The 14,088-nt window shown below is 38.9% G+C and carries 18 protein-coding genes and 2 tRNA genes; 15 read left to right on the forward strand and 5 right to left on the reverse strand.

Annotated elements, in window-relative coordinates; translation table 11 throughout:
- Positions 1-13: 13 nt before the first annotated feature.
- Entirely contained in the window at positions 14-655 is a 642-nt protein-coding gene (locus N3A72_11375) for an XTP/dITP diphosphatase (protein ID MCX7920182.1), read from the reverse strand.
- A 22-nt stretch (positions 656-677) separates the two neighbouring features.
- Positions 678-1,397, reverse strand: coding sequence for a ribonuclease PH (gene rph, locus N3A72_11380; GenBank protein ID MCX7920183.1), 720 nt, complete (start codon positions 1,395-1,397; stop codon positions 678-680).
- A 165-nt stretch (positions 1,398-1,562) separates the two neighbouring features.
- Here rph and N3A72_11385 point away from each other — a divergent pair, with 165 nt between their 5' ends.
- The 6 genes from N3A72_11385 (at position 1,563) to N3A72_11410 (ending at position 6,261) form a co-directional block, all read left to right on the forward strand.
- A complete protein-coding gene (locus N3A72_11385; GenBank protein ID MCX7920184.1) occupies positions 1,563-2,135 on the forward strand; it encodes a sigma-70 family RNA polymerase sigma factor in 573 nt (190 codons plus the stop codon).
- An 11-nt stretch (positions 2,136-2,146) separates the two neighbouring features.
- On the forward strand, positions 2,147-2,650 hold the full coding sequence (locus N3A72_11390) for a zf-HC2 domain-containing protein (protein ID MCX7920185.1): 504 nt from the start codon (positions 2,147-2,149) through the stop codon (positions 2,648-2,650).
- Positions 2,651-2,661: 11 nt separating this feature from the next.
- Positions 2,662-3,756: a hypothetical protein gene (locus N3A72_11395; GenBank protein MCX7920186.1), complete on the forward strand. Its 1,095-nt coding sequence runs from the start codon at positions 2,662-2,664 to the stop codon at positions 3,754-3,756.
- Between the two features lie 114 nt (positions 3,757-3,870).
- Positions 3,871-4,452, forward strand: a complete 582-nt coding sequence (locus N3A72_11400) for a Spy/CpxP family protein refolding chaperone (GenBank protein MCX7920187.1) — start codon at positions 3,871-3,873, stop codon at positions 4,450-4,452.
- Positions 4,453-4,643: 191 nt separating this feature from the next.
- A tRNA-Gly gene (locus N3A72_11405) sits at positions 4,644-4,719 on the forward strand.
- An 87-nt stretch (positions 4,720-4,806) separates the two neighbouring features.
- A complete protein-coding gene (locus N3A72_11410) occupies positions 4,807-6,261 on the forward strand; it encodes a radical SAM protein (protein ID MCX7920188.1) in 1,455 nt (484 codons plus the stop codon).
- 9 nt (positions 6,262-6,270) lie between these two features.
- Here N3A72_11410 and N3A72_11415 read toward each other — a convergent pair whose 3' ends face one another.
- Entirely contained in the window at positions 6,271-6,516 is a 246-nt protein-coding gene (locus tag N3A72_11415; GenBank protein MCX7920189.1) for a 4Fe-4S binding protein, read from the reverse strand.
- Positions 6,517-6,771: 255 nt separating this feature from the next.
- The gene (locus N3A72_11420; protein MCX7920190.1) at positions 6,772-6,987 is read right to left on the reverse strand and encodes a zinc ribbon domain-containing protein; all 216 of its coding nucleotides are present in this window, start codon (positions 6,985-6,987) and stop codon (positions 6,772-6,774) included.
- A gap of 163 nt (positions 6,988-7,150) precedes the next feature.
- On the opposite strand from N3A72_11420, the gene N3A72_11425 reads away from it, so the two are divergent.
- The 9 genes from N3A72_11425 to N3A72_11465 all read left to right on the forward strand — a co-directional run bounded on the left by N3A72_11425 (position 7,151) and on the right by N3A72_11465 (position 13,868).
- Positions 7,151-7,831, forward strand: coding sequence for a 4Fe-4S binding protein (locus tag N3A72_11425; protein MCX7920191.1), 681 nt, complete (start codon positions 7,151-7,153; stop codon positions 7,829-7,831).
- A 250-nt stretch (positions 7,832-8,081) separates the two neighbouring features.
- Positions 8,082-9,140: a 3-methyl-2-oxobutanoate dehydrogenase subunit VorB gene (locus N3A72_11430; GenBank protein MCX7920192.1), complete on the forward strand. Its 1,059-nt coding sequence runs from the start codon at positions 8,082-8,084 to the stop codon at positions 9,138-9,140.
- A gap of 40 nt (positions 9,141-9,180) precedes the next feature.
- Complete coding sequence (locus N3A72_11435; protein ID MCX7920193.1) at positions 9,181-9,921, forward strand: thiamine pyrophosphate-dependent enzyme; 741 nt, start codon at positions 9,181-9,183, stop codon at positions 9,919-9,921.
- A 3-nt stretch (positions 9,922-9,924) separates the two neighbouring features.
- Positions 9,925-10,467, forward strand: a complete 543-nt coding sequence (locus tag N3A72_11440; protein MCX7920194.1) for a 2-oxoacid:acceptor oxidoreductase family protein — start codon at positions 9,925-9,927, stop codon at positions 10,465-10,467.
- Positions 10,468-10,616: 149 nt separating this feature from the next.
- Positions 10,617-11,183 (forward strand): 2-oxoacid:acceptor oxidoreductase family protein, encoded by a 567-nt coding sequence (locus N3A72_11445; protein MCX7920195.1) that lies wholly within the window; start codon positions 10,617-10,619, stop codon positions 11,181-11,183.
- A gap of 5 nt (positions 11,184-11,188) precedes the next feature.
- Complete coding sequence (locus N3A72_11450; protein MCX7920196.1) at positions 11,189-11,491, forward strand: 4Fe-4S binding protein; 303 nt, start codon at positions 11,189-11,191, stop codon at positions 11,489-11,491.
- A gap of 25 nt (positions 11,492-11,516) precedes the next feature.
- Positions 11,517-12,719: a pyruvate ferredoxin oxidoreductase gene (gene porA / locus N3A72_11455; protein ID MCX7920197.1), complete on the forward strand. Its 1,203-nt coding sequence runs from the start codon at positions 11,517-11,519 to the stop codon at positions 12,717-12,719.
- A 24-nt stretch (positions 12,720-12,743) separates the two neighbouring features.
- The gene (locus N3A72_11460) at positions 12,744-13,673 is read left to right on the forward strand and encodes a thiamine pyrophosphate-dependent enzyme (protein MCX7920198.1); all 930 of its coding nucleotides are present in this window, start codon (positions 12,744-12,746) and stop codon (positions 13,671-13,673) included.
- Between the two features lie 120 nt (positions 13,674-13,793).
- Positions 13,794-13,868, forward strand: a tRNA-Asn gene (locus N3A72_11465).
- Positions 13,869-13,888: 20 nt separating this feature from the next.
- On the opposite strand, the gene N3A72_11470 is transcribed toward N3A72_11465, so the two are convergent.
- On the reverse strand, positions 13,889-14,088 hold a 200-nt coding region (locus N3A72_11470; GenBank protein MCX7920199.1), incomplete at its 5' end, for a hypothetical protein.

Consider the following 14,088-nt stretch of genomic DNA (forward strand, 5'->3'; position numbering starts at 1 on the left):
ATAAAATAAATAGTTAAGACGGAGTATAGGTTATCAATTGCTCAAGTATTTTTCTCGCGGCACGTAATGCTTTTCCGCGATGGCTATATTTCGATTTTTCAGTGCGAGATAATTCAGCAAAAGTTTTACCTAATGGAGGATAATAAAATATCGGGTCAAACCCGAATCCATTCGTTCCCTGCGGTTCAAACGCGATAAAACCGTCACAAGTTTCTTGTACCGTTTGAATATTACCGTTTGGTTGAACGATAGCAATCGCACAAACAAATCGTGCAGTTCGTTGTTCCCAGGGGATGAGCTTAAGTGCATCGAGTAATTTTTTATTTCGTTCCACGTCATTTTTTGCATACCGTGCTGATTTAATTCCGGGTGCTCCACCTAATACGGTAACTTCTAATCCGGAATCATCTGCTAAAGTTAAATGCCCAGTTAATTTTGCTACGGTTATAGCCTTTTTCGTTGCGTTTTCAATGAAGGTAGTTCCATCCTCAGGTAATTCACCAAATTCAGGATAGTCCGCTAATGTTTTTATTTCGAAATCTAATCCTTGCAATAACTCCTTAATCTCAGCTAATTTCCCTATATTTCTTGTTGCAATCACTAACTTCATAACCGATTGTGAGAACAAGCGAATATCGCGATTTTTAACTAACATTCGTGTTCTATTCCCTCTCGATTTATTGCAATAATTCTTTTTGAATATCGATTAATCTAAAGATACCTGATTTCGCTAATTCTAATAATGAATTGAGTTCTTCTTGGGAGAACGGTTTACGTTCTGCGGTTCCTTGGACTTCAATAAATTGTCCGCGACCAGTCATGACGATATTCATATCAACTTCAGCAACTACATCTTCGTCATACGTTAAATCTAATAATTTTTGACCATTAACAATCCCGACACTGGTTGCAGCAACATAGTCTAATATTGGGGACTGTGATATTTTCTTTTCCTGAATTAAATAATTTATAGCATCGACTAACGCAATATACGCTCCAGTAATCGATGCGGTTCTAGTTCCACCATCCGCTTGGATAACATCACAATCGAGCCAAATAGTTCGTGGACCGAGTGCAATTAAATCCGTCACTGCACGCAATGAACGACCTATAAGACGCTGGATTTCGTGGGTTCTTCCGCTTGGTTTTCCTCGAGCTGTATCACGAATTATCCGAACTTGGGTTGACCGCGGAAGCATACCATATTCTGCAGTTATCCATCCTTGACCAGTATTAATTAAATGCGGTGGAACTTTATCTTCTACCGTAGCACTGCAGATAACTCTGGTATCGCCAATTTCAATTAATACCGACCCTTCAGCATATTTTAGATACTTCCGAGTAATTTTAACTTGACGTAACTCGGTTTCCTTTCTTCCATCCAGACGAACTGACACTATTATACCCTCCTAAAAAATGTTATTGAAATGTCTCTAACATTTAATTTAATCATACTATGAAATATTTATACAACTAATCTTTTAAGATATAATAGACTTTCAGTAGAAAATTATAATGGAACCGAAATAAGATACTAACGTCTATTATTTATAGGGAATGGGATGGATTCGGTTGAATTAGAACTAGTTAAACGAGCGAAAAAAAAGGATATAAACGCATTCGAGCAGTTGTTTTATAGATATCAGAAAAGAATATATAACTATATTCTAGGAATGATTCGGGATACGGAATTGAGTAGTGAATTAACTCAAGATACATTTTTACGCGCATATCATTCACTCAGTCAATTAAAGAAGGAAGAAGCTTTTACGAGCTGGCTCCATCGGATTGCAATTAATCTCGTTCGCGATAAACTCCGGAAACATGAATTGAATACGGAAAGTATTGATACGCCTGATATCAATGAATCAGAGAATAAATATTCGGTTGAAATTCCAGATTGGGCAGCCAATCCACGTGAAATATCATTGCAAGATGAATTAAATCGGAAGATTCATAAGGCAATCTCAAGTTTGCCACCGTCCCAACGTGAAGTAGTTATCTTATATCATCTTGAAGGATATGATATTCAGGAAATAAGCCGGATGATTGATGCGCCTTCCGGCACAGTTAAATCGCGATTAGCCCGAGCGCGAGAAATATTAAAACAAAAATTAATCAATTATATTTCGTAATGGATATATTTATGACTTGTGAGACTATTAGACTCAAATTAGCAGATTATATACTCGATAATCTTAATCCATCTGAACAACAAGAGATAAGAGTGCATCTCGAGGGATGCGCCGTATGCAGAAATGAACTAGAACTATTAACTCGGGTTGAGGTATTAATCAATGCGGTCAAGTTAGAAGAGCCGCCGATTGGATTATGGGAAAAAATAGAAGCGAAGATTACAACCCAAGAAACAAAAGTTCGAGCTAGCCAAACGCTCGTTAGTTGGTTTAAAACCAGCCCGATGCCACGATTTGCTACAATAGCGATATTGCTCATTATTGTCGGTGGTGGATTATGGTGGAGATTTCATCGTTTACCAAATTATCCGGTAACCCCAGTCCAAACCGCTGAAGAGCCAATAGAAATTTATATGACACAACATACAATATCAACCCTCGAAGATCCAGTAACCGATAAAAACGGAATCGGTTTAATCATGGTCACCGCAAATGAGTTAACCGGTGAACTATAATGCTTATTACTATGATGAACCTAATATTGAAAAGTTTCATTTCAATCTATATTGTTTTAGTTCTGGTATCGGCAGGATATGCGGTTGAACCAATTGAACTATTAAAACATGCATGGGACAATGAAGGAACCATTCGTCTCTATGGAAAAATAAGCACATTCGGTTATTTCGGTGCACGAAATGTATCTTCCCAGATAGAATTGTATTGGTTTCCTCCGAAAAAAATCCGCCGTGAGTTCTATGCAGATAACCAGCTTCGATTGGTTCTTGTTTCGGATGAAACCACGGAATGGCGATACTTTCCCAGACGGAATATAGTGGTAATTTCAGAGTTACCAACGGAAGTAAAAATGACCCCGTCACGATTGCAGTTATTGATGCAGAACTACCATATCAAATCCGTCGGGCAAGAAAAAATTCTTAATCGCACTGCTGATGTTATAGAGATAATCCCCAAGTATCCGGGAAACCCATCCCGTCGGATTTGGGTAGATATAAAACAACCGATTATTTTACGAATTGAACAATTTAACGCTGAATCTAAAAAAATATCAACCAGTTATTTTACAGAACTATCGTTTAGCAAAAAAATTGATATCTCGGCTTTTACTATTCCATCAACGGTAAAATTTATCAATCAATCCAATACGTTTAGACGTAAATATAGTATAGAACAAGCAGAAAAAGAACTAAACTATGCGATAAAAACCGCTACCTATTTACCTCCGGGCTATATTTATGAGGGTTGTTATTTATGGCAACCACGATTCCGCGGAACAAATCAATCATTGCAGTTACGATATACCGATGGATTGAATATCCTTTCGATATTTGAGCATCCCATTGAGAAAAAAAGAACAGAACGAGATTTTAAAAAAGGCATTGACCGCCAATTTGACAGGAGAAAATACTCACCTTTCCAACGCAATCAAGGCAGAGATATAGAATTTCGGAAACATGCTGAGGATACGACCCGCGAAATAAGAGAATATTTTGAACGACAACATGGGAAAATAATGAGAATTAATGTTGGTTCAATCCAGTGTATTATTATAGGTGATTTACCTCAAAAAGAGTTACAGAAAATAGCACAAAGTTTACAATAATAAAATATACATTTTGCAACTGAAACTCAACATTAACGTCTAGTCTTTACAAAACAGTAAAAGGAGGTGAACCAGATGAAAACGAGATTAATTGCGGTTATTTCAATCATCATTATGATCGCGTTAATTGCCGGTTTCGCTATTACATATGCAAAACAGGAAAGAGAAGGTAAAGGCGAGAAAAATGAATGGGGTAAAGGAAAATTGGAGAAAGGCAAAGGAATTGCTGCTCCACTAGGTAAATCTCCAGGTATGAAGTACTGGCAGAAGCTCAATCTTACAGATGAACAGAAAGAAAAAATAAAAGCAGCGAAATTGCAGTTTATGAAAGAAACGTTACCTATTCGAAATGAATTAAGTATTAAAAAAATAGAATTACAGGAACTTTGGTCAGCCGAGGAACCGGATGCGAAAAAGATTATTGCGAAACAAAAAGAGATTAACGATTTAACCGCTAAATTATCTGAGAAAATGGTTTATCATCGAATTGAAATGAGTAAGATACTTACTCCAGAACAAAAACAGATGATGAAAAAAGGTATGGGCGCTATGAAGATGTCGCGTGGTAAAGATGGTTTCGGTGGTTATGGTATGGGTATGCAAGGTGGTATGGGTTGCTGTGCAGGTATGGGTGCGGGAAAAGGTCAAACTGGCATGGGAAAACATATGAATCCAGAATGCCCCATGATGAAATAATCGCAAAAGAAATAACTATGTAGCAAAAGAGGGTAAAATAAAAAATTTTACCCTCTTTTTTTATGGTATCCAAGTTAGTTTTTGGTGAGGATATATAAAAGCGTTCCAGGTACCGGTTTCCTGAAAATCGGGTTGCTAGCGTTGACACAACTCGCAGTTCAGTTTATTATATATACATACATAAAGTATTTGCGGGAGTAGTTCAGATGGTAGAACACCAGCCTTCCAAGTTGGTCGTCGCGGGTTCGATCCCCGTCTCCCGCTCCATATAAATCTTGTGGTAAACCGATTTGAAGTGATTCAAACGGATATATCAATTTGTATACGAGTTCATCCGTTTGAATCTTGTTTTTTATGAAGGTCGTTATCAGTTATCCGCCATTAAACGGTAAAGGACATCCTACTCTTGGACAGAATCGGCAGTTTCAATGGTTCCATCATCCATCGTATATCTACCCGATGGTACCAGCTTCAGCAGCAACTCTCCTTGCGAAACATGATTGTGAAGTTATCTGGAATGATGCGATCGCCGAAGAATGGGAGTATCCGCAGTATCTGAGGTTTATGGAAGAAACGAAGCCGGATTTGGTCGCTATAGAAACGAAAACGCCAACCGTGAAACAATATTGGCGGATTATCGGGGAATTAAAAGAGAAGTTACCGGATACAATTTTTGTTCTCATGGGAGACCACGTTACAGCTTTGCCAGAAGAAACGATGCAGAATTCAGTTGTTGATTATGCATTAACCGGTGGTGATTTCGATTTTCTGCTTCTATCACTCGTTGACCATATTCGGTATAAAACCCCGTTATCTTCCGGAATCTGGTATCGAGAAAACGGACAGATAAAAAATACCGGTAAATTTGAGTTAACCGGTAGTTTAGATGCGCTGCCGATAATAGACCGAGATTTAACTAAATGGTATTTGTACGGTGAAAAGATATATCGGCGTACTCCGTTCACATATACTATGGCAGGCCGTGATTGTCCCTGGCACCGGTGTACCTTCTGCAGTTGGACGACAATATTCCCCACGTTCCGTGTCCGGTCAGTTGAATCGGTGCTCGATGAAATCGGAATGTTAATTGAAAAATATCATGTCCGTGAGATATTTGATGATACCGGAACTTTTCCACGTGGTGGATGGCTCGAACGTTTTTGTCAGGGTATGATTGAGCGTGGATATAACAAAAAAATCTTGTTTTCTTGCAATTTCCGGTTCGATTACATTAATGAATCTATAGCGAAACTAATGAAACAAGCGGGTTTCAGGTTAATGAAAATGGGATTGGAATCCGCAAATCAATCGACATTAGATAGGTTAGATAAAGGAATTCAGATTGCTGATATTGAAAACGGTTGCCGAATAGCAAAAAAAGCAGGTTTGGAAGTTCATCTAACAATAATGGTTGGATATCCATGGGAAACAAGAAAAGATGGAGAACGAACGTTAGATTTAGCGAAAAGGTTAATGGTTTACGGCTGGGCAGATATGTTACAAGCAACAGTTGCAATTGGATATCCGGGAACGCCGTTATACCAACAAGCAGTAGAAAATGATTGGTTTCGATTTGACCCGAAAGAGTATGAAAGGTTCGATATGACCGAACCAGTATTTAAAACACCGGATATGACCCCGGAAGAAGTTATGGCGATTTGTGATAACATTTATAAGTTATTTTTATCTCCACGCTATGTAGCACGTTATATAGCAGGTATAAGAAGCTGGGATGATGTAAAATTCATCGGGCGTGGCGTAAAAGCGGTGATTGGTCATCTCCGTGATTTTAAACGCTTACCAAAATAAAAGGAATCGTCACTTTATTTCATCTACTTCGATAGCAAAATCTGGGCAACGGAGTTCACAAAGCATGCATCCAATACAATCAGCAGGTCGTGCAATTATCGGTTTCCCAGTTAGGTTTTCTGTATCATAAACTTTTGTAGGGCAAAACGCAATACAAATTCCACACGCTTTACACCAATCGTAATTAAGAGTAATAGAATATTTTTTTTTCTTCCCGGTCGGTTTGGTTTCTATCGTTTGATTTTCAGCATCCATAAAATATTTGATGAATAAAAAATGTACTACCTAAATATTGTAACTGATTTTATTCATTTTTTAAACTATAAATCAATTTTTTAGGAACATCTGCTTCAAGGAATTAACAACTACATAGTAAACTTCTTAATAGTTTCTTACTTAAACTTTCTATAAATAAAATTCAGGAGACAAAAAAAATTAAGTTCAAAAAGACAAATAGATATACTATAAATTTACTAATTTGCTAACCACCGGTTAGCTGATTTAGATTCTTCAGCCACCGCCAGTCTTACAGTCCGATTTATTTAATGCAGTAAAACCGCGCCCGCTGGTTCTTAATTGTCCACTGGTTGAAAAATTCGATAAAACCCGTTGAACCCGTTTGCTCTGGCAGGTAGGACATTGAACTCGCTGATTGAGTTCACTAATAGATTTAAGTTGTGTGAAACTTTTTCTACAATCTTTGCACCAATATTCATATAACGGCATAACCTTACCCCTTTCATTTATCAATATCAAGATATTAGACGCCGAGAAAAATGTGTAGATTCATAAAAAAATACAATTTATTTTTTGATAAATGAGAATCGTTGTAATATTTTATCCGTCTAATAAAATTAATTTAAAAAATTAAGGACGGAGGAATTTTTTTATGTCATCATTCAAATATTTAGCTTACCAACGAAAAATCAAACAATATTTTATGGCACTATTATTTATCGGAATGTTAAGTGCTGCTTGGATATACCCGGTAGTAGGGTATTTTATTCCGGTATGTATGATTTTAGGAATAGGAATCGCTTTGTTCAAAGGCAGAAAATGGTGTGATTGGTATTGTCCGCGGGGAAGTTTTGCAGATACCGTATTGAAAAAGGTTAGTCCTCATAAGGATATTCCTGACCTAGTGAAAACTACATTTTTCCGCGTAGCAATTATTGTCGTACTTATGAGTATTATGACGGTTCAAATTATCATTCGCTGGCCTAACCCGATAGCGATTGGGATGTTTTTTGTGATCCTTTTGACCATAACAACATTTATTGGCGTCATTTTATCATTTATTTTTCATCAACGGACTTGGTGTAGTTTTTGTCCGATAGGTTCACTATCAAGTTGGGTGGGAAAAACTAAACAGCTGAATCAGTTGAATTCCGATGTGTGTACATCTTGTACTTTATGTTATAAAGTTTGTCCAGTACAGATTAAACCATATATGTATAAGAAACAAGGAATACAAAATGTGACTAATGCAGATTGTTTGAAATGTAATCTTTGCATTTCCGCCTGTCCGAAAAAGGCAATCTTGAACCAGACCACCAAATACCGTATCTGAACTAATTACGTAGTAGTCATCTAGCTCGCGAAATTTCTCTAACCATTTGAACTAGCTAATTTATTCTCGACCAAACTCATGTTTTGGTTTCGCCGGAAAATGTTGTTAGATTAGATAAAGATTAATTAAATCCGACAGAAAGTTATATTAACGAACATACGGTTTTTCTTACAGAGCAAGATTTTTGACAATTGATAGCAAAAAGAGGTAAGATAGATAGCTAATTTTATCAGAAATTCATTAAAAAATTATGCTAGAAAATAAAATTTTAATGCGGGGAAATGATGCCGTTGGAGAAGGGGCGATTCGAGCAGGGTGCCGTTTTTATGCCGGGTATCCGATAACCCCACAGAATGAATTGACTGCATATATGGCAGTGCGTATGCCGGAAGTGAACGGAACATTTATCCAAGCGGAAAGTGAATTAGCAGCAGTAAATATGGTTTTTGGTGCATCAGTTGCTGGAGCACGGGCGATGACTTCTTCTAGCAGTCCGGGCATAAGTTTGAAGCAGGAAGGATTATCATATTTAGCTGGGTGTATGCTTCCGGCGGTTATTGTAAACGTTATGCGAGGAGGTCCAGGACTTGGAAATATTGCTGCTTCACAATCCGATTATTTTCAGGCAACAAAAGGCGGTGGACACGGAGATTATCGTTTAATCGTACTAGCTCCGAGTTCAGTTCAAGAAATGGCTTGGTTTACCTACCAAGCATTTGATTTATCGGATACATACCGTGTTCCGGTGATGATATTAGCCGATGGTATTTTGGGTCAGATGAGCGAACCTTTAATTCTCCCGGAAATGAGAAGTTTAGATACTTTACCAAGAAAAAATTGGGCGTTAACGGGATGTAAGGATCGAAAAGCACAGTCAATTCAGTCATTATTTCTTGGTCATGGTGTACTTGAAGAACATAACCGCAAGTTACAAAACATCTACCGGCAGATTGAAAAGAACGAAATTAGGTATGAGGATTATTTAATTGATGATGCAGAATATGTAATTGTCGCATTCGGTTCCGTGGCGCGAATTGCTCGCGCTGCAGTAGACCGATTAAGAAAAGAACATGTTAAAGCAGGATTAATTCGTCCGATAACATTATATCCGTTTCCCTATCAACACATCAATGACGTTGCGGATAATGTCAAACGATTTCTAACAGTGGAAATGAATATGGGGCAAATGGTAGAAGATGTCCGATTAGCAGTTTTTGGTAAGGCACCGGTGGATTTCTATGGGAGAACCGCTGGGGGGATTCCAGAAGTTGAAATTATCGTTGAATATATTCAGCGATATTGTCATTAGTTGTTTTTCTAGTATGTAGATTTGTAAAAATATAAGGACTATGGAGAAAATATTTAGTAAACCCGAGTCGCTAACTGATACGAAAACTATTTACTGTTCAGGTTGTGGCCATGGAATTGTGCATCGGTTGATTGCAGAAGTTATTGATGAACTTGGATTACGTGAACGAACGGTTGGGGTGGTTCCGGTAGGTTGTGCGGTTCTCGGTTATGATTATTTTAATTTCGATACGACTGAAGCGGCGCATGGTCGAACCCCAGCGGTAGCAACAGGGATAAAGCGGGTCCTACCACACAATCTCGTTTTCAGCTATCAAGGGGATGGCGATTTAGCGGCTATCGGAACTGCGGAAATTATCCATAGTGCTAATCGCGGTGAACGGATAACCGTTATTTTTATCAATAATGCAGTGTATGGAATGACTGGCGGGCAGATGGCACCTACGACGATTCTCGGTCAGAAAACGGCGACTACTCCGAAAGGGCGCGATGCGCGGGTAGATGGATTTCCATTAAGAATCTCGGAATTATTAGCAAATCTTGATGGAACAGCATATATTGAGAGAACAGCGGTTAATACACCGAAAAATATCCGGAAAACTAGGTTAGCAATAAGAAAAGCATTTGAATTGCAGTTGCAAGATGTTGGGTTCACGATGGTAGAAATTCTGTCTATGTGTCCTACCGATTGGCATTTAACTCCGCTAGAATCATGTCGATGGATTGATGAAGTTTTATCAAAAACTTTTCCATTAGGAGTTATTAAAGATTTCACAAAATAAATTATGCATGAAGAAATAATTGCTGCGGGATACGGTGGTCAAGGGTTGGTTTTTCTCGGTCATGTTTTAGCGCATCTGGGAATGTTGCTCGGCAAAAATGTAACTTCATTCCCTTCCTACGGAGCGGAAATGCGCGGGGGAACTGCTCATTGCGCGGTTATCATTTCCGATACCGAAATTGCCTCACCAGTAGTCGAACGACCTACTTCATTAATTGTTATGAATCAGCAATCATTGGACAAATTTGAAAAAGAGTTATTACCAAACGGGACAATCGTTATCAACAGTTCGCTAGCGAAAGTTGCTAACCAGAGAAAAGATATACAGTACAATTTCATACCAGCAAGCGAATTGGCTGATAAACTCGGGAATATTCAAACCGCAAATATGGTGATTTTAGGGGCATATTTGAATCTGATAAAGTTAGCGACAATAACTCAAACGGAACAAGCGTTACGTGCGGTTTTGTCGTCGAAACGCGCCCATTTAATTGATATAAATCTAAAAGCATTGCAAGTAGGATTTGAGTATAGGAGTGAGAAATAAATTTTACAAATTTCACTGGATAATATGTTTACAAAAGTATCTCGTATTTGGTATAATAAATGTAACAAAATATAAAAGTTATAAGGCTTCGAGGCGAAAATCAAGAAGCCTTAATTTATGTTCAAAGGAGGTAGTTTATCTTGGCAAAGATGGTAGAGATACGATGGCATGGTCGCGGTGGTCAAGGGGTTAAAACTGCAGCGACAATGCTTGCAGAAGCAGCGTTAAATGAAGGAAAGTTTTCCCAAGGGTTTCCAGAATATGGTCCAGAACGGATGGGAGCGCCCGTGCGAGGATATACGCGATTGAGTGATTCTGTGATTAATATCCATTGTGCAATATACAATCCACAAGTAGTTGTTGTACTAGATCCGACCTTACTAGGCAGTGAAAATATTGCAGAAGGATTGGTTGAAAATGGCAAGATACTAGTGAATACGCCGTTATCTCCAGCGGAAGTGAGGAGACAAATTCAGTTAAATGGAACCGCAAAAATTTATACGGTAAATGCGACGCAAATCGCGTTAGATGAATTAAAACGTGAAATACCGAATATGCCGATGCTAGGCGCGTTAGTCCGGATTGCAGAAGTGCTCAAACTTGAAACGATTGAAGAAGATTTAAAAAAGAAATTCGGTAAAAAGTTCCGGGCTGAAGTTGTCGAAGGCAATCTGCGCGCAGTTCGTCGTGCATATAATGAAGTTAAAGGAGAATAACCCGTATGGTAAAAGATAAGAAAGAAACTTGGAAAGAATTACCGGAAGGAGTGCTTATATTAGAAGCAGGTAATGCGGATAAATATGAAACCGGTTCTTGGCGAACCTATCGTCCGAGATATATTCAAGAAAACTGTATCCATTGTTTATTCTGCTATATATATTGTCCGGATTCAGCAGTTTTTGTAAAAGATGGTAAACGAGGTGAATTTGATTATGCTCATTGCAAAGGTTGCGGAATTTGTGCGAAAGAATGTCCGGCGAAAAATAAAGCGATTGTTATGGAGTTAGAAATTAAAGACAAATAAAATTTTTTAAGAGAGGGAATGATGTATGGCAGTAGTTAACGCTAAAGAAGAATTGATTGTATCACTTACCGGCAATGATGCAGTCGCTGAAGCGATGCGGCAGATTAATCCAGATGTGGTTGCCGCATATCCGATAACTCCGCAAACTGAATTAATGCATAAATTTGCGGAATATGTTGCTGATGGACTCGTGAAAACCGAATTTGTTCTAGTAGAATCAGAACATAGTGCAATGAGTGCATGTATTGGTGCTTCAGCTGCAGGAGCGAGAGCGATGACTGCGACATCGGCGTGCGGTTTAGCTTTGATGTGGGAGGTATTATATGTTGCTGCGGGAATGCGATTGCCGATTGTTATGACCGACGTTAATCGCGCACTATCCGCTCCGATTAATATCCATTGTGACCATAGCGATACTATGGGAGCTCGCGATAGTGGCTGGATTCAGCTATATGCCGAAAATGCACAGGAAGCCTATGATAATGTGATTCAAGCGATTCGGATTGCTGAACATCCGAAAGTTAGACTCCCGGTAATGGTTTGTATGGATGGATTTATTATCAGCCATACGAATGAACGGCTTGAACTACTACCGGATGATGTGGTAACAAATTTTGTGGGTGAATATAAACCAGAACATTATCTGCTTGATGTTGACCATCCGGTAACGTTTGGTCCATTAGATTTACAGGATTACTATTTTGAACATCGGCGGCAGCAAGCAGAAGCGATGCGGAACGCTGGTCCAATTATTCTTGACATCGGAAAAGAATTCGAAAAAATTTCCGGTCGTTCTTATGGATATTTTGAAGCGTATAGAATGGACGATGCGGAATTAGTTATCATCTGTCTCGGTTCAACTGCGGGGACAACGAAAGTGGTGGTTGACCAGTTACGAGAAAAAGGGAAGAAAGTCGGATTGCTTAAACCACGGGTATTTCGTCCATTCCCATATCAAGAGTTAATCAACGTACTAAAGAACGTTAAAGCGGTTGCGGTGCTTGACCGGTCAGATTCGTTTAACGGATTCAGTGGCCCGTTATTTAGTGAACTCCGTGGTGCACTCTACGGTTCAGAAGCAAATCCGAAAATAGTTGATTATATTTATGGGTTAGGTGGACGAGATATTGGATTAGAAGAAATTGAACGGGTTTATACTGATTTAGATACAATTGTTAAAACCGGTAAAATCGAACAGTTAGTGACCTATTTAGGCGTTCGTGAATAAACTTAATTAACGAGAGGGAATATTATGGCAGTCAATCTAAAACAAATATCAAATAAACCGGATTTACTGACCGGTGGACATAGAGCCTGTGCAGGTTGTACCGGTCCGAGTATTATTCGTCAAGCGTTACTCGCTTCTGATTATCCAGTAGTATGCAGTTCTGCTACCGGATGTATGGAAGTGGTTACTACGATATTTCCATATACTGCTTGGCGGGTACCGTTTATCCATAATGCGTTTGAGAATTCTGCAGCAACCATGAGCGGAGTTGAAGCAGCATATCAATCGCTTAAACGACAAGGGAAGATTAATAAAGAAATCCGATTTATCGCTTGGGGCGGAGATGGTGGAACCTATGATATTGGATTTCAGTCGTTATCTGGAGCGATGGAACGTGGCCATCGGATGCTTTACATCTGTTATGATAACGAAGGATATATGAATACCGGAATCCAGCGGTCCGGTTCAACTCCGAAAGGAACCGCAACCACTACTACTCCGGTTGGGAAAAAAGTTGTCGGAAAACAGCAGTATAATAAAGATTTAACGTTAGCGATGATTGCGCATCATATACCTTTTGCAGCGCAAGCGTCAGTTCACAACTTCCGTGATTTCATGGAGAAAGTTCAGCGAGCGTTAGCGGTTGATGGACCATCGTTTATCAACGTTTTATCACCATGTAATCGTGGTTGGCGAGTTCCAATTGAAGACTCGATAGCAGTAGCGCGTATGGCTACCGAAACCTGTTTCTGGCCATTGTTTGAAGTAGAAAATGGTAAATGGAAACTAAACTATAAACCGAAAGAGAAAAAACCAATTACGGAATGGTTGAAAATGCAGGGGAGATTTTCCCATTTATTTAAACCGCAGAATCAACATATAATAGATGAGATACAAGCTGAAGTTGACCGAAGATGGGCTGAACTTTTAGCGCGATGCGAACAAAATAAATAAATTAGTGAATAATAATATTGTCTTACCTTAATCAGGGCTACGATACGTTAGAGTATTAAGTATAGGATTGAGAATGGGAACATATCATTCTCTGTCCATCGTACTTAGTACTTTCTCGGTTCCCCGGTAGCTCAATGGCGGAGCGAGCGGCTGTTAACCGCTAGGCTGTAGGTTCGAGTCCTACCCGGGGAGCCAGTTTGAACGATTTTTCAAACCTATATAAGAAGGAATAAAAGAGGGTGACACTGGCTCACCGCCAGTAGTCGTCCTCGCAGTTCCACCGCTCTGGCTTTGTGCTGGAAGGTTCGCACTGTAATTCGGGAGATAAAAAGATTAACTCCTATCTCATCTTTCCCGTAAATTATGTCTTTAACAAGGTATTGAAACAAAAAAGGTTTTTCTTCTTGATTTATTT

This window comes from bacterium, assembly GCA_026416715.1.
Taxonomy (GTDB): domain Bacteria; phylum UBP4; class UBA4092; order JAOAEQ01; family JAOAEQ01; genus JAOAEQ01.